Consider the following 13,932-nt stretch of genomic DNA (forward strand, 5'->3'; position numbering starts at 1 on the left):
ATGGAACAGCAAGAAAAACAGCGGATAATTCAGGAATTTGTACCGGGCAAACAGGTGACTTTGGCACATGTGATTGCAGGACCAGACAGGGATATCTATGTGAAACTGGGGCTGGAGCCGGGAAGGCAGGATGCCATCGGCATTCTGACAATCACTCCCAGCGAGGGGTCAATTATTGCAGCTGATATAGCAACCAAGGCATCGGATATCACTCTCGGATTCATTGACAGATTCAGCGGGGCTTTGGTATTTACCGGAGATATCAGCTCTGTAGAGGCAGCTATTAAGGATATTTTGAGGACGCTGGAACAGGACTTGGGATTCGCGCCGGCTCCTGTTACGAGGTCTTAGCTATGAAAAAGGTAATTTTTATGGGAAAGACAGGGTGCGGGAAAACGACACTGTGCCAAAAGCTCCACGAACAGGAGTTGAAATATAAAAAGACACAGGCAGTAGAGCGCTATGGGGATGCCATTGACACACCAGGTGAATATCTGGAAAACCGGCATTTTTACAATGCATTGATTATGTCGGCCATCGATGCGCGGATGATTGCCCTTGTGGCGGATCCCACCTCCTCCTATCAGGCAATTCCCCCTGGCTTTGCCAGCATATTCGGAAAAAAAGTGATTGGGATTATTACAAAGTGCAGGGAAGCGACTCAGGAACAGATCCAAAAAGCCAGAGGAGAGCTGCAGGCAGGGGGCGCCTGGCCCATATTTGCGGTAGACACGCCTGCAGGGGTGGGAATCCCGGAATTATTTGATTATCTGGAGAGAGAGGGGAAAGCCAGTGAAGGAAGAGCTGCTCAGTGTAGGAATTGATCTGGGAACGAGTACTACACAATTGATTTTTTCTAAATTAATTGTGGAAAATATGGCCAGCAGCTATACCGTACCCCGTATGGTAATTGCAGACAAACAGATCGAATATAAAAGTGAAATATATTTTACTCCTCTTCTGGGGGAATCTCAGAACCGCATTGATTTTGAAAAAATCAGAGATATTGTGGAAGCTGAGTACAAAAAGGCGGGTATCCGAAAAGAGCAGATCGATACCGGGGCTGTGATTATTACCGGTGAGACAGCCAGAAAAGAGAATGCCAGAGAAGTGGTTAATGCCCTTGGGGATTTTGCAGGGGATTTTGTGGTAGCTACTGCCGGCCCGGATCTGGAGAGTGTTATCTCAGGCAAAGGGGCAGGGGCAGATGAATATTCCAAGGAGCATCATACCACGGTAGTTAATATAGATATCGGGGGCGGCACCAGCAACCTTGCGGTATTTCAGAGGGGAGATACCTGTGATACCGGATGCCTGGATATTGGGGGGCGTCTGATAAAGGCAGATGCTGATACTCACAGAATCACCTATATTGCCCCTAAGCTGCAGGAGATTATCCAAATGGAGCATCTGCCCCTGGCAGTGGGTGATACTGCTACAGAGGCAAATGTAGCGCCCGTGATTGCTATTATGGTTTCGGCTCTGGAGGCGAGTGTGGGACTTAAGCCCCAGGGGAAGTACTATCAGCTTCTGGTCACTCACAGAGGAATCGAGTTCAAAGAACCAATTCCCTGTATCAGCTTTTCCGGGGGTGTGGCGGAGGCGGTTTATCAATCCCGGAAGTTTGAAGACAAGTTCTGCTATGGGGACATCGGAATCCTTCTGGGGGAAGCCATTGCACGGTCAGAGCTGTGCAGGAGGATGAAGGTGATAGAGAGCAGGGAAAGGATTCGGGCTACAGTGGTAGGCGCCGGAAGCCATACGACAGAAATCAGCGGAAGTACAATTACTTACACAAAAGATACCTTCCCGGTAAAGAATCTTCCGGTGCTGAAGATAAGCCCCAGGGAGGAGCAGGAAAATCTGGGCGAAAGTCTGAGAAAGAAGCTTGAATGGTTTGAGGTAGAGGACAGCCTGCAGCCGGTGGCTGTAGCCCTTACAGGGGCAGAAAACCCTACCTTCGCGGAAGTACAGACCTATGCCGGCGAGCTGCTTTTAGGGATGAAAGCCCTGATGGAGCGGGGACTGCCGGTTATTGTCATAGTGGAGAGAGATATGGCGAAGGTACTGGGTCAGTCTATGTATGCCCTCCTGGGGTACGGGAAGGACGTTGTCTGCCTGGACGGTGTAAGGCTCCAGGAAGGAGATTATATTGATATCGGGAGGCCTATTGCCCAGGGAAGTGTTCTCCCTGTGGTGGTAAAAACCCTGGTATTTCATTCATAGAAAATAATGAAAATGGAGGAAAGCCATGATTTTAAAAACAAAACTTTTTGGGCATGTATATGCATTTTCGTCCCTGAAGGAAGTGCTGGCGAAGGCAAATGAAGAGAAATCAGGGGATAAGCTTGCGGGGATTGCGGCAGAAACAGCAGAAGAAAGAGTGGCCGCTAAGATTGTACTGTCTGAAATTACGCTGGAGGATCTGCGGAATCACCCTGTAGTTCCCTATGAGACGGATGAAGTTACCAGAATCATACAGGATGATGTAAACGAATCTATCTACAATGAAATTAAGAGAATGACAGTGGCCGAGCTTCGGGAATGGATCCTGGATGAAGCCCATACCGGAGAAGATATTAAAAGAATATCCAGGGGTCTCACATCTGAGATGGTAGCTGCAGTGGCAAAGCTCATGTCTAATATGGATTTGATCTATGGAGCGAAAAAGATTCGCATCACTGCCCACTGCAATACTACCATCGGGGAAGCGGGGACACTCTCCTCCAGACTGCAGCCAAACCACCCCACAGACGATCCCGACGGCATTATGGCATCTCTTTTGGAAGGGCTGACCTATGGGGCCGGGGATGCGCTGCTGGGTCTGAATCCAGTGGATGATTCGGCGGAAAGTGTGACGCGTATCCTGAAACGCTTTGAGGAAATTAAGAGAAAGTACGAGATTCCTACCCAGACCTGTGTTCTGGCTCATGTAACTACCCAGATGGAGGCCATTAAAATGGGCGCCCCCACAGATCTGATCTTCCAGTCCATTGCGGGGTCTGAACTGGGCAATACAGCCTTTGGCTTCAATGCGGCAACCATAGAAGAAGCACGCCAGATGGCGCTCGGCAGGGGTACAGCCACAGGCCCTAATGTAATGTATTTCGAAACCGGTCAGGGATCTGAGCTCTCATCAGAAGCCCACCACGGCGCGGATCAGGTGACCATGGAAGCCAGATGCTATGGATTTGCCAAGCATTTTCAGCCGTTTTTGGTAAACACAGTAGTGGGATTTATCGGACCGGAATATCTGTATGACGGCCGTCAGGTAAACCGTGCGGGCCTTGAGGACCACTTTATGGGAAAACTCACCGGGATCTCCATGGGATGCGATGCCTGCTATACCAATCATATGAAGGCCGATCAGAATACCATCGAGGATCTGTCAGTATTGCTGACAGCAGCAGGATGCAACTATTTCATGGGAATCCCTCACGGAGATGATGTTATGCTGAATTATCAGACAACAGGCTTCCAGGAGACAGCTTCTCTTCGGGAAATCTTCGGTCTGACAGCAATCAGGCCGTTCCATGAATGGCTGCTTCGTATGGGGTATGTGGATGAGAGAGGACATCTGACGGGACGTGCCGGGGATGCCTCCACATTATTTTAAAGGAGGAAAGGTGAATGCAGGATACAGATGTAAGAGCTTTAGTAGAACAAATGGTAGAAGATATGCTGAAGGGGAAATCTATTCAGGCTTCCTCCGACAGTAAAAGCAGTTATGCAGCATCCGTCGGACAAAATAACAGAGTTGAGAAAACGCCGGAAAGCACCGATGGAGGACAGATACTGCCGGATATTACCCAGATTGATTTAAGAAAACAGCTTCTGGTTAAAAATCCGAAGGACAGGGAAGGATATCTGGCCATGAAGGCTAAGACACCCGCCAGACTGGGAATCGGAAGAGCAGGAGCCAGATACAAGACAGCAACGATGCTTCGTGTACGGGCAGATCATGCGGCTGCTCAGGACGCGGTATTCTCTGATGTTTCAGAAGAGTTTATTAAAAAGAATCAATTTGTATTCGTAAAAACAAAATGCAAAGATAAGGATGAATATCTGACCCGCCCCGATTTGGGAAGAAGGTTCGCGGATAAGGAAAAAGAGATTATAAAAGCTGCCTATAAAGATCACCCCAAGGTAATTATTGTGGTGGGAGACGGCCTATCATCCTCTGCGGTGGAGGCCAATGCCGCTGAGATGATTCCTGCTATATCCCAGGGGCTGAAAGCGAAAGGGATAAGTACGGGACCTATCCTGTTTATCAAATATGCCAGGGTTGGGGCTATGGACGACATCGGCGAGATTACAGGGGCAGAAGTGATCTGTATGCTGGTCGGTGAGCGTCCGGGCCTTGTTACAGCAGAGTCTATGTCTGCGTATATTGCCTACAATCCCCGTCACGGACTGGCAGAAGCCAAGAGAACCGTTATCAGTAATATTCACAAGGGCGGTACCACGGCAGTAGAAGCAGGGGCGCATGCCTCAGGTATTATTATGAAAATGCTGGAGCAGAAGGCTTCCGGTATAGATCTGAAATAACAGAAAGGAAAGCAAGCCATGAGAAATGATGAATTACGGGCTCACATTCTTGGTGTTCGGGTGATTTCCAATGTGAGCGATGATCTGGTACGAGCACTTTCCCTGGGGCAGAGGCATAAAAGTCTGGGAATTGTAACTGCGGATACCGACGATGTTCTATATACGGCTCTGGATGAAGCTACAAAGGATGCCGATGTGGATGTGGTATACGCAAAATCCATGTATGCAGGATCTGCCAATGCATCTACTAAATTAGCCGGGGAGGTTATCGGCATAATCGGAGGTCCCAGCCCTGCGGAGGTGCGCAGCGGATTAGAATCAATCAGAAATTTTATTGAGAACGGCAGCTGTTTTGTCAGCGCCAATGAGGATGATTCTATTGTCTATTATGCCCATACTGTTTCCAGAACAGGATCGTATCTCTCCAAGTCTACAGGGATTCGGGAAGGGCAGGCCCTGGCATATCTGATAGCCCCTCCTCTTGAGGCAATTTATGGACTGGATGCAGCGCTAAAGGCTGCAGATGTAAAGATGGTTTCCTTTTACGGACCGCCTTCTGAGACAAATTTTGGCGGCGGACTGCTTACGGGAACCCAGTCAGCCTGCAAATCAGCCTGCGCGGCTTTTGCCCAGGCGGTAAAAGCGGTGGCAGACTCTCCCAGTCAATTTGAATAAGAGAAAAGGAGATTATCTATGGACTTAAAAGATAAAGATCTGCTGTCCGTTCAGGAAGTCAGGAACCTGTTAAAAGAGGCGAAAGAGGCTTCTGAAAAGCTGGCACAGATGGATCAGAATCAAATAGACAGGATTGTAAAGGCAATCAGCGAAGCAGGAACTGCACATGCTGCGGAACTGGCCAAACTGGCCAATGAGGAAACTGGATTCGGCAGATGGCAGGATAAAGTGATAAAAAATCTCTTTGCGTCACAGGCAGTCTATGAGGCAGTGAAGCATCAGAAGACAATTGGTATTCTGCATGAAGACAGAGAGCGTCAAGTGTGGGATATAGGTGTGCCGGTAGGGGTAATTGCGGGAATTGTTCCCTCCACAAACCCCACATCAACAGTGATTTATAAGGCAATGATTGCCTTAAAAGGAGGAAATGCCATTGTCTTTTCTCCCCACCCGGGTGCAAAGAAATGTATTCTCAGAACCGTTGAGGTAATTGCCGAGGCTGCAATGCGGGCAGGCTGTCCCAAGGGGGCCATTTCATCTGTCAGCATCCCCACCATGCCTGCGACACAGGAATTGATGAAGCATGAGAACACAGCCTTGATTCTGGCTACCGGAGGGGGAGCTATGGTAAAATCTGCTTATTCCTCAGGAACCCCGGCCATCGGGGTAGGCGCCGGTAACGGCCCTGCCTTTATTGATAAGAGCGCAGATGTGCATATGGCGGTAAAAAGGATTCTGGATTCCAAGACATTTGACAACGGGACTATCTGTGCTTCTGAACAGTCCATTATTGTAGAGAAATGTATGGAGCAGCCAGTTTCTGAAGAACTGAAAAAGCAGGGAGCTTTTCTTCTGAACGAGGGAGACACCAAAAAGCTGGGCCAGTTTATATTGAGAGCTAACGGAACTATGAACCCTATGATTGTAGGAAAAAGTGTGGCCCAGATTGCTGAATATGCGGGGCTTTCCAATATTCCATCCGGGACCAGAGTGCTGGTGGGCAGAGAAACCAGGGTGGGGGAAGGGGCGCCTTACTCCAGAGAAAAACTGGCACCGATACTGGGCTTTTATGTAGAAGAAAATACGGAGAATGTTCTTCGCCGTTCCATAGAAATTCTTCACATGGAGGGCGCCGGCCATACCTTTTCCATTCATGCAGAAGATGAGTCCCTGATCAAGAGGTTTGCCCTTGCAGTGCCGGCCTCCAGAATTCTGGTAAATACACCGGGTGCTCTGGGCGGCATTGGGGCGACAACAGGTCTGTTCCCGGCACTGACTCTGGGCTGCGGAGCAGTGGGAGGAAGTTCAACCTCCAACAACATCGGTCCTCTGGATGTGATAAATATCAAAAGAGTCGGGTTCGGGACCAAAGAACTGGAGGAGATCAGAAGAGAGTCGGGCAGTGTGCCGGAACCCTCAGGAGTATGTACTCTAGGAACAGATGCTGCTTTTGTCCAGTCAATTGTAGAGAGAATCATGAGAGAGATTGGATAAAAACAGGAGATGCCAAGACTGGCGGCAACCAAATCGTAATTTATAAATAGAAAATAGAAAATTGTAGAATACTAATCTTGTATTGAAAGAGATGGAGGGATTGTAAAATGGCAAATACAAACGCATTAGGCATGATAGAAACAAAAGGTCTGGTAGGAGCAATTGAGGCCGCTGATGCTATGGTTAAGGCCGCCAACGTGGCATTAGTGGGCAAGGAAAGCATTGGCGCAGGTCTGGTAACGGTTATGGTCAGAGGTGACGTTGGAGCGGTCAAAGCGGCAACAGACGCCGGTGCAGCAGCAGCAGAGCGTGTGGGAGAGCTTGTATCTGTTCACGTGATACCGAGACCCCACACTGAGGTGGATGTGATACTGCCTCACCAGCTGGAGAAAAGCAGCACATCCTATACCTCTGAGGCATAAAAAATGGCGGAAATCACGACAGAAAAGCTGGAAAAAATTGTATCGGAAACCCTCTCAGAGATTCTGGGAGGGGATACAGGCAGGAAAAAAAAGCCGGAGCATATGACCACCTTGAGAGGGGATGAAATGGTCTACAAGGACCATCCCCGGATCATATTCCGGGGAGCCATCGATTCTCTGGAGTCGGAGATTATACTGGTGCAGCTGGCTGCCGCAAAAGAAAAAAAGAATCTTCTGGTACAGGACCTGGAGGAGATTATCCGGGTAATCCGAGGTCTGCTTCGCTGCGAAGTCAGCGGGGAAGCTGTGAAAACAGAAAAAATCCAGGGACTGACCATGGATGAGCTGAGAGAGCATTCCCATCACCCCAGCCGGTATTATGGAATGAGACATTTTCTGCCGACTTGTGAGCACGGTGAGATCGTTGCCTGTCTGAACCGCCTGAGGACTATGACCAGGGAAACAGAACTTGCGGCATACAAGGCATTTAAGACAGAATCCGGGGAAGTGACCAGGGACGACATTATCCGGATACTGAACAGGCTTTCCTCCCTGTTCTGGATTATGATGTTTAAATATCTTGCCGGCAAATACTAGTATCATTTGGCAGTACACTGAAATTGATAAAATATCGGATGAAGACAGATCCAAGGATGGAGGGATGGACAATGTACGGTACAGTACTCCGGGATGAGGAGAAAAAAAGATTAGCCGACCGCATTGTAGATGCGGTGGTGAAGGAGATACAGGAAAGCTGTATGGTTGAGGTAGAAGCTTCCGGACGCCATGTCCACCTGTGCAGGGCAGATATTGATGCCCTGTTCGGAACCGGATATCAGCTCACAAGAGTCCGCGACTTATCCCAGCCCGGACAATATGTCTGCCAGGAGAGAGTATCTCTTGGAGGACCTAAGGGGACTCTGCACAATGTGGTAATCCTGGGGCCGGAACGAAAGGAAACTCAGGCTGAGGTATCTATGACGGATTGTCTGGCTCTGGGAATAAAGGCACCGGTCAGGCTGAGCGGTGACATTGAAGGCACACCCGGGGCAGTATTCTCCTATAAAGACCGGCAGGTGATTAAGGACAAAGGTGTCATAGTGGCGAAACGCCATATGCATATTACTCCTGAGGATGCCGAAAAGTTTGGGGTCAGAGATGGAGATGCTTTAAAAATAAAGGTGTTCGGCAGCAGACCTCTTATATTTGAAGACACCATTGCCCGTGTCAGCCCGGATTTTCAAACAGATGTCCATATTGACTATGATGAAGCGAATGCCTGCGGCTTTCAGAAGGGAACCTTCTGCCGTATCGTAGGCAAAGAGAGGAACGGCGGATGACAGGGCAGCGTGAACTGGTGGAGCAGGTGGTAAGAGAAGTGGAAAAAAAGCTGAAAGAGTCTGCATCCCTTAACAGACCGGAGGCACTTATCCTGGGAACTCCCGGACCTGAGATAAAAAACTATCTGGAAACGCAGTATCTGCTGCATTATTTCGGGGATTCTATTAAGGAAGCAGTAGAGGGATCCAGGTACGATGTGATTTTTCTGATGGAGCTTCCGGATCTTTTGCTGGTCCAGACTGCGCTGGGCTTTCCCTATTCTCCCCAGGCAAAATGTGTGCTTTCCGCACTGCTCCGGGGGAAAAAGGTCTTTGTCTGGAGGGAAGGAATTGAATATCACAGGTACAGGGATACTGCTTTTAAAAATCTTTATCTCCAGTATCAGGAGTACGAAGACAAGCTGGTTAAATACGGGGTTACAGTTGTTGAAAGCATCTCGGAGATTGCGGCAGATGACCTGTCCCATAAGCTTCAGCCGGAGGGAGAAAGCCTGGATCTCACGGGGCTTCATCTAATACGGGAATCTGATCTTATGAAAGCGCCTGCCAGAGGAGCCGCCTCAATTCTAGTGAGGGGAGAAGCAATTTTCACACCTTTAGCCAGAGACTATATAGCGAATCACAATCTTTATGTGAGAAGAGCTGCAAAGAGGTGAGCTTTTGGAAATTGGAAAAGTCATAGGAAATGTATGGGCCACGAAAAAGGATGAAGGAATCAGCGGCCAGAAGCTGCTGGTAGTTAATATTATGAAAAACCGGCAGCAGAAGAAAGATTCTCTGCTGGTGGCTGCAGATATTACGGGGGCAGGGATCGGCGATCTGGTACTGGTGAGCAAAGGCAACTCCGCCCGGCAGGCGGTGGGAGATGCAAGAATTCCTGTAGATGCAGCGATTATAGGTATCATAGATTCCCTGGAGCTGCAGGAATCCGACAGCAAGGAAGATGGAGGAACATGAAATGAGCATTAACGAGATTATTATCTATATTATGGTGTTTTTCGCGGCGCTTGGGGCAATTGACCGTATCATCGGCAACCGCTTTGGGCTGGGAGAAAAGTTTGAAGAGGGAATTATGGCCATCGGAGCCCTGGCCGTCTCTATGGTGGGAATCATAGCACTGGCCCCGGTGATAGCAAATTTGCTGAAGCCTGTGATTGTACCGCTTTTTGGTTTTCTGGGGGCGGATCCTGCTATGTTTGCCGGTTCGATTCTGGCCAATGATATGGGAGGAGCTCCCCTTGCGCAGGCTCTGGCCATAGATCCCAATGCCGGTGATTTCGGAGGGCTCATTGTGGGGGCCATGCTGGGCCCGACTATCGTGTTTACGATCCCGGTGGCCCTGGGTATTATAGAGGAATCTGACAGAAAGTATCTGGCAACAGGAGTGCTGGCAGGTGTTATCACCATTCCCATCGGTTCTTTTGTAGGAGGTCTGGTTGCAGGGTATTCTGTAATGATGGTAATCCGTAATTTAATCCCGATCATTCTCTTTGCCCTGCTCATTGCTCTGGGTCTTTGGAAATTCCCGGATGCCATGGTTAAGGGGTTTACGTATTTCGGTAAATTCGTTGTGGCAGTAATTACCCTTGGGCTGGGTGCTGGTATTGTTGAACAGCTGACAGGCATTACCCTCATTCCCGGAATGAATCCGATCAGCGAAGGATTTACCGTTGTCGCGGATATTGCGATTGTTCTGGCAGGGGCGTTTCCGCTGGTCTATGTGATTACAAAGGTATTCCGGACACCTCTGATGAAGCTGGGGAAAGTGCTCGGTATGAACGATGTGGCTGCGGCGGGTATGGTTGCCAGTCTGGCAAACAGTATCCCTATGTTCGGCATGATGAAGGATATGGACAAGAGAGGCAAAATTATTAATGTGGCCTTTGCTGTATCGGCCGCATTTGTATTCGGGGATCACCTGGGATTTACCGCGGGATTTCATCAGGCCATGATTTTTCCTATGATTGTAGGTAAACTGGTAGGAGGAATCACCGCTGTTATTCTGGCGGTATTCATCTCCAGAAGAATGGCTGAGTAATAGGAGGGCATAAAATGGAATTTACTGCATCAGAAATAGAAAAAATAGTACAGAGAATCCTGACAGAAAAGCTGTCGGGCCTGACGCCGGCAGGAGACAGCTGTAAAGAATACGCAGACGGAGTGATTAAAGTGGCTCTGCCCTCAGTACAAGTTACACCCGGGGACAGACTGGATACAGGAAGCCCGGGCCACCAGGTATATACCCATGATGTGCTTTCTCTGGAGGAGAGCAGGCGGCTGGGCTGCGGAATCATGGAGATGAAAGAGACTACTTTTGACTGGACACTGAATTATGACGAGATTGATTATGTGATAGAGGGCAGTCTAAGAATTAATAAGGGCAATGCGTCTGTCACGGCAGGGCCGGGAGAGATGATTCTGATCCCCAAAGGCAGCAGGATTCAGTTTTCTGTGGCTGACAAGGCCAGATTCTTATATGTAACCTATCCGGCAGACTGGATGGGCGGAAATTAATCGGATTCACACGCTGGACACCAGGCAGTTCTGGTACAGTGTGTGAATTTTTAGTGATCTTTTTATAAATCCATGGATATTCTAAGAAAAAATGTTATAATAAATCTGTTAATTCTGTGATGATACATAGGAGTGAGGAGATAAGTAATGAAAAATAGAAGAATAAAACTGGCGGCCCTGTCCCTGACAGCGGCTATGATTATGAGTACCGTACCTGTTCAGGTGTTTGGAGAAACTACAAAGGAAGCTGTGGAAAAGGAAGCCGGCAGCGGTGAGGAAAGCGGAGAGCTGCCTGTACCCGCAGCTCTCAGCGAAACCAGGGCAGCAGAGACAAAAGGAACCTGGGTAAAGGATTCCAAGGGATGGTGGTTTAAGAAAAGTGACGGTTCCTGGCCTGTGAATTCCTGGGAGTACATAAATGGCGAATGGTATGTATTTGACAAGAACGGATATATGAGAACCGGCTGGGTGCTGACCACTGGAGGCTGGTATTACTGCGATGCGTCCGGAGTCCGTCAGAGAGGATGGCTGAGACGAAGCAATAACTGGTATTACCTGAATTCGAAAGGTGTTCTCCAGACCGGATGGTTTAAAGACGGATCTGCCTGGTACTTCTCCAACAGCAACGGCATCATGCAGACGGGCTGGCTGAAACAGGGCACTTCCTGGTATTATCTCAAAGGAAACGGAGCTATGGCCGAGGGATGGGAAAAGGTTGGAGGAACCTGGTATTATCTGACTCCGGGAAGCGGCAATATGAAAACCGGCTGGTTTATGGACGGATCAACCTGGTATTATGCAAACGGAAGCGGAGCGATGCAGAGGGGCTGGCTAAAGCAGGGGAATACCTGGTATTACCTTCAGGGAAGCGGAGCCATGGCAGAAGGCTGGGCCAAAGTGGGAGGAACCTGGTACTATCTGACTCCGGGAAGCGGGGCTATGAAGACCGGATGGCTAAAAGACGGAGAGACCTGGTATTATACAGACGGAAGCGGAGCGATGCAGACGGGCTGGCTGAAGCAGGGGAATACCTGGTATTATCTTCAGGGAAGCGGAGCCATGGCAGAAGGCTGGGCCAAAGCAGGCGGAAGCTGGTATTACTTCGTTCCGGGAAGCGGGGCCATGAAGACTGGATGGCTAAAAGACGGAGAGACCTGGTATTATACAGACGGAAGCGGAGCGATGCAGACGGGCTGGCTGAAGCAGGGGAATACCTGGTATTATCTCCAGGGAAGCGGAGCTATGGCAGTAGGCTGGACAGATGTGGGGAATACCAGATATTATATGGATCAAAACGGGGTTATGCTTACGGGCTGGATACTGGTAGATAATACCTGGTATTATCTGCACGCTTCAGGGGCTCTTCAGACATCCCGGTGGGTTGGAGATTACTATCTTACGGAAGACGGTTCTATGGCCGTCAGCCAGTGGATTGAAGAAACCTATGTGGGAAAGGATGGCAAGCGCATCCCGGGTTATACAGAGTATGAACTGGAACAGGAATCTACATTAGCCGGAACTGTAAAAGAGGTTACCTGGTCGGATTCCGGACAGCAGTATACAGCGCAATTTTTAGTACTGGATCAGATGGCAGGCTTTAGATCAGGCGATACTGTCATGGCGGAAATTAAAGAGATTCAGCTTACAGGAGAGGATTACGAGGATGGCAGCAGAATAGAGGCAACTGGTGTTCTAAAAGTAAGTCCGGAGACACCGGAATACTCTCAGTCAGAGATATATATGGAACTGACACCTGCCGATGCTCCGGAAGAGACGCCTGTTTCTGAAGAGTAAGACGTATATATAAGAATAAAAGGGGAACCGCGTCACTAGGCAGAGAACTGATAGACACTAGGAAGCGGTTCCTTCTGGATTTTACTATATTTTATAGACAATTAACAATTTTTTAGAGTTTAAAAATATCTCTTTCTCTCATTGTGTGCTATGATACAGGTATGTATCAGAAGGATTAACAGGAGAGGAAGGATTCTATGAAAGTGCAGGTACTGTACAAAAGCAAAACTGGTAATACAGAAAAGCTGGCAAAGGCTATCTATGCAGCTATCCCTGATCCGGATAAAGATATTCAGCGGCTGGAAGGACAGAAGAATTATGATATGGGAGACGTATATTTTATAGGGTATTGGACTGATAAGGGGACTGCAAGCTTTGAGATCCTGGATTATTTAGGGGAACTTCATAATAAGAAAATCGCACTTTTCGGAACCTGTGGATTTGGCGGAAATGAAAAGTACTTTCAGCGTATTGAGGAGAATGTGAAAGCTTTTATCGGAGATGACAATGAGTATCTGGGGGCTTTTATGTGCCAGGGAAAGATGCCGATACAGATAAGGGAGCGTTATGAATCTATGAAGAATGGAGAAAATGACGCTAAGGTAGAGGCCCTGCTGCGAAATTTTGATGAGGCAATGCTTCATCCGGACAGGGATGACATGGAAAAGGCGGCTGTCTTTGTGAATTCAGTATTTGAGAAGCTGTCTGGGGAAGGAGCTAACTGCTGATTATGAAAGAAAAATTGAGGAATTTTATGTCAGGAAGATATGGTACGGATCAACTGAACCGGTTTATTCTGATTGTTGTTATGGCTTTTTTAATTTTGGATCTCTTTGTCAGAAAAAATATCCTGCTGCTGCCGGGGCTGTTTTTACTGGGAGTGTGTTATTTCAGGATGTTTTCCAGAAATTACAGTGCCAGATACAGTGAGAATCAGAAGTATTTGGAATTGAAAGGAAAGGTTACCGGAAAGTTTAAAAAAGAGAAATATATGATGTCCCAGCGAAAGGATTTTCATATTTATACCTGCCCATCCTGCCAGCAGAAAATAAGAGTGCCGAGGGGAAAAGGGAAAATCTGCGTAACCTGTCCAAAATGTCATGCAGAATTTCAAAAAAAGAGTTGAAATTTTTCCAAAATGTGAT

Annotated in this window: 17 protein-coding genes; all 17 read left to right on the forward strand. The window is 48.2% G+C overall.

From position 1 onward, the window contains the following. The 17 genes from ACGHCT_RS11085 to ACGHCT_RS11165 all read left to right on the forward strand — a co-directional run bounded on the left by ACGHCT_RS11085 (window position 1) and on the right by ACGHCT_RS11165 (window position 13,913). The gene (locus tag ACGHCT_RS11085; RefSeq protein ID WP_072849869.1) at window positions 1–351 is read left to right on the forward strand and encodes a BMC domain-containing protein; all 351 of its coding nucleotides are present in this window, start codon (window positions 1–3) and stop codon (window positions 349–351) included. Window positions 352–353: 2 nt separating this feature from the next. Further along, window positions 354–824 (forward strand): EutP/PduV family microcompartment system protein, encoded by a 471-nt coding sequence (locus ACGHCT_RS11090; RefSeq protein ID WP_072849868.1) that lies wholly within the window; start codon window positions 354–356, stop codon window positions 822–824. After that, the gene (eutA, locus tag ACGHCT_RS11095) at window positions 793–2,226 is read left to right on the forward strand and encodes an ethanolamine ammonia-lyase reactivating factor EutA (RefSeq protein ID WP_390440067.1); all 1,434 of its coding nucleotides are present in this window, start codon (window positions 793–795) and stop codon (window positions 2,224–2,226) included. The genes ACGHCT_RS11090 and eutA overlap by 32 nt, the downstream gene beginning before the upstream one ends. A 25-nt stretch (window positions 2,227–2,251) precedes the next feature. Further along, a complete protein-coding gene (locus ACGHCT_RS11100) occupies window positions 2,252–3,616 on the forward strand; it encodes an ethanolamine ammonia-lyase subunit EutB (RefSeq protein ID WP_072849864.1) in 1,365 nt (454 codons plus the stop codon). Window positions 3,617–3,630: 14 nt separating this feature from the next. Further along, a complete protein-coding gene (gene eutC, locus ACGHCT_RS11105) occupies window positions 3,631–4,548 on the forward strand; it encodes an ethanolamine ammonia-lyase subunit EutC (RefSeq protein ID WP_390440069.1) in 918 nt (305 codons plus the stop codon). Window positions 4,549–4,566: 18 nt separating this feature from the next. Beyond that, complete coding sequence (eutL, locus tag ACGHCT_RS11110; RefSeq protein WP_390440071.1) at window positions 4,567–5,223, forward strand: ethanolamine utilization microcompartment protein EutL; 657 nt, start codon at window positions 4,567–4,569, stop codon at window positions 5,221–5,223. A gap of 18 nt (window positions 5,224–5,241) precedes the next feature. Further along, window positions 5,242–6,717, forward strand: coding sequence for an acetaldehyde dehydrogenase (acetylating) (locus ACGHCT_RS11115; protein ID WP_390440073.1), 1,476 nt, complete (start codon window positions 5,242–5,244; stop codon window positions 6,715–6,717). Between the two features lie 107 nt (window positions 6,718–6,824). After that, on the forward strand, window positions 6,825–7,139 hold the full coding sequence (gene eutM, locus ACGHCT_RS11120) for an ethanolamine utilization microcompartment protein EutM (RefSeq protein ID WP_154261577.1): 315 nt from the start codon (window positions 6,825–6,827) through the stop codon (window positions 7,137–7,139). A 3-nt stretch (window positions 7,140–7,142) separates the two neighbouring features. Beyond that, window positions 7,143–7,736: a hypothetical protein gene (locus ACGHCT_RS11125; RefSeq protein WP_390440075.1), complete on the forward strand. Its 594-nt coding sequence runs from the start codon at window positions 7,143–7,145 to the stop codon at window positions 7,734–7,736. Between the two features lie 71 nt (window positions 7,737–7,807). After that, window positions 7,808–8,479, forward strand: coding sequence for an ethanolamine utilization phosphate acetyltransferase EutD (gene eutD / locus ACGHCT_RS11130; protein WP_072849852.1), 672 nt, complete (start codon window positions 7,808–7,810; stop codon window positions 8,477–8,479). Then, a complete protein-coding gene (locus ACGHCT_RS11135; RefSeq protein ID WP_390440077.1) occupies window positions 8,476–9,135 on the forward strand; it encodes a hypothetical protein in 660 nt (219 codons plus the stop codon). The genes eutD and ACGHCT_RS11135 overlap by 4 nt, the downstream gene beginning before the upstream one ends. A gap of 4 nt (window positions 9,136–9,139) precedes the next feature. Beyond that, on the forward strand, window positions 9,140–9,436 hold the full coding sequence (locus ACGHCT_RS11140) for a EutN/CcmL family microcompartment protein (RefSeq protein ID WP_072849848.1): 297 nt from the start codon (window positions 9,140–9,142) through the stop codon (window positions 9,434–9,436). Between the two features lies 1 nt (window position 9,437). Beyond that, window positions 9,438–10,517: an ethanolamine utilization protein EutH gene (gene eutH / locus ACGHCT_RS11145; protein WP_072849846.1), complete on the forward strand. Its 1,080-nt coding sequence runs from the start codon at window positions 9,438–9,440 to the stop codon at window positions 10,515–10,517. 14 nt (window positions 10,518–10,531) lie between these two features. Then, window positions 10,532–10,993 carry a cupin domain-containing protein gene (locus tag ACGHCT_RS11150; RefSeq protein WP_390440079.1) on the forward strand — a complete coding sequence of 154 codons (462 nt, stop codon included), beginning with the start codon at window positions 10,532–10,534 and terminating at the stop codon, window positions 10,991–10,993. A gap of 147 nt (window positions 10,994–11,140) precedes the next feature. Continuing rightward, the gene (locus ACGHCT_RS11155) at window positions 11,141–12,787 is read left to right on the forward strand and encodes a hypothetical protein (protein WP_390440081.1); all 1,647 of its coding nucleotides are present in this window, start codon (window positions 11,141–11,143) and stop codon (window positions 12,785–12,787) included. Window positions 12,788–12,984: 197 nt separating this feature from the next. Continuing rightward, window positions 12,985–13,515, forward strand: a complete 531-nt coding sequence (gene bilS / locus ACGHCT_RS11160; RefSeq protein WP_072849840.1) for a flavodoxin family protein BilS — start codon at window positions 12,985–12,987, stop codon at window positions 13,513–13,515. 2 nt (window positions 13,516–13,517) lie between these two features. Further along, window positions 13,518–13,913 carry a hypothetical protein gene (locus ACGHCT_RS11165; protein ID WP_207650912.1) on the forward strand — a complete coding sequence of 132 codons (396 nt, stop codon included), beginning with the start codon at window positions 13,518–13,520 and terminating at the stop codon, window positions 13,911–13,913. Window positions 13,914–13,932: the final 19 nt, after the last annotated feature.

The organism is Lactonifactor longoviformis, assembly GCF_042848515.1.
Lineage (GTDB): Bacteria > Bacillota > Clostridia > Lachnospirales > Lachnospiraceae > Lactonifactor > Lactonifactor longoviformis.

What these genes read in the sequence shown, in the direction of transcription:
- eutM (WP_154261577.1), top strand. Translation starts at nt 6,825, where the DNA reads ATGGCAAATACAAACGCATTAGGCATGATAGAAACAAAAGGTCTGGTA.
- ACGHCT_RS11135 (WP_390440077.1), top strand. Translation starts at nt 8,476, where the DNA reads ATGACAGGGCAGCGTGAACTGGTGGAGCAGGTGGTAAGAGAAGTGGAA.
- eutH (WP_072849846.1), top strand. Translation starts at nt 9,438, where the DNA reads ATGAGCATTAACGAGATTATTATCTATATTATGGTGTTTTTCGCGGCG.
- bilS (WP_072849840.1), top strand. Translation starts at nt 12,985, where the DNA reads ATGAAAGTGCAGGTACTGTACAAAAGCAAAACTGGTAATACAGAAAAG.
- ACGHCT_RS11150 (WP_390440079.1), top strand. Translation starts at nt 10,532, where the DNA reads ATGGAATTTACTGCATCAGAAATAGAAAAAATAGTACAGAGAATCCTG.
- eutL (WP_390440071.1), top strand. Translation starts at nt 4,567, where the DNA reads ATGAGAAATGATGAATTACGGGCTCACATTCTTGGTGTTCGGGTGATT.
- eutD (WP_072849852.1), top strand. Translation starts at nt 7,808, where the DNA reads ATGTACGGTACAGTACTCCGGGATGAGGAGAAAAAAAGATTAGCCGAC.
- eutC (WP_390440069.1), top strand. Translation starts at nt 3,631, where the DNA reads ATGCAGGATACAGATGTAAGAGCTTTAGTAGAACAAATGGTAGAAGAT.
- ACGHCT_RS11155 (WP_390440081.1), top strand. Translation starts at nt 11,141, where the DNA reads ATGAAAAATAGAAGAATAAAACTGGCGGCCCTGTCCCTGACAGCGGCT.
- ACGHCT_RS11100 (WP_072849864.1), top strand. Translation starts at nt 2,252, where the DNA reads ATGATTTTAAAAACAAAACTTTTTGGGCATGTATATGCATTTTCGTCC.
- ACGHCT_RS11115 (WP_390440073.1), top strand. Translation starts at nt 5,242, where the DNA reads ATGGACTTAAAAGATAAAGATCTGCTGTCCGTTCAGGAAGTCAGGAAC.
- ACGHCT_RS11125 (WP_390440075.1), top strand. Translation starts at nt 7,143, where the DNA reads ATGGCGGAAATCACGACAGAAAAGCTGGAAAAAATTGTATCGGAAACC.
- ACGHCT_RS11165 (WP_207650912.1), top strand. Translation starts at nt 13,518, where the DNA reads ATGAAAGAAAAATTGAGGAATTTTATGTCAGGAAGATATGGTACGGAT.
- ACGHCT_RS11085 (WP_072849869.1), top strand. Translation starts at nt 1, where the DNA reads ATGGAACAGCAAGAAAAACAGCGGATAATTCAGGAATTTGTACCGGGC.
- ACGHCT_RS11090 (WP_072849868.1), top strand. Translation starts at nt 354, where the DNA reads ATGAAAAAGGTAATTTTTATGGGAAAGACAGGGTGCGGGAAAACGACA.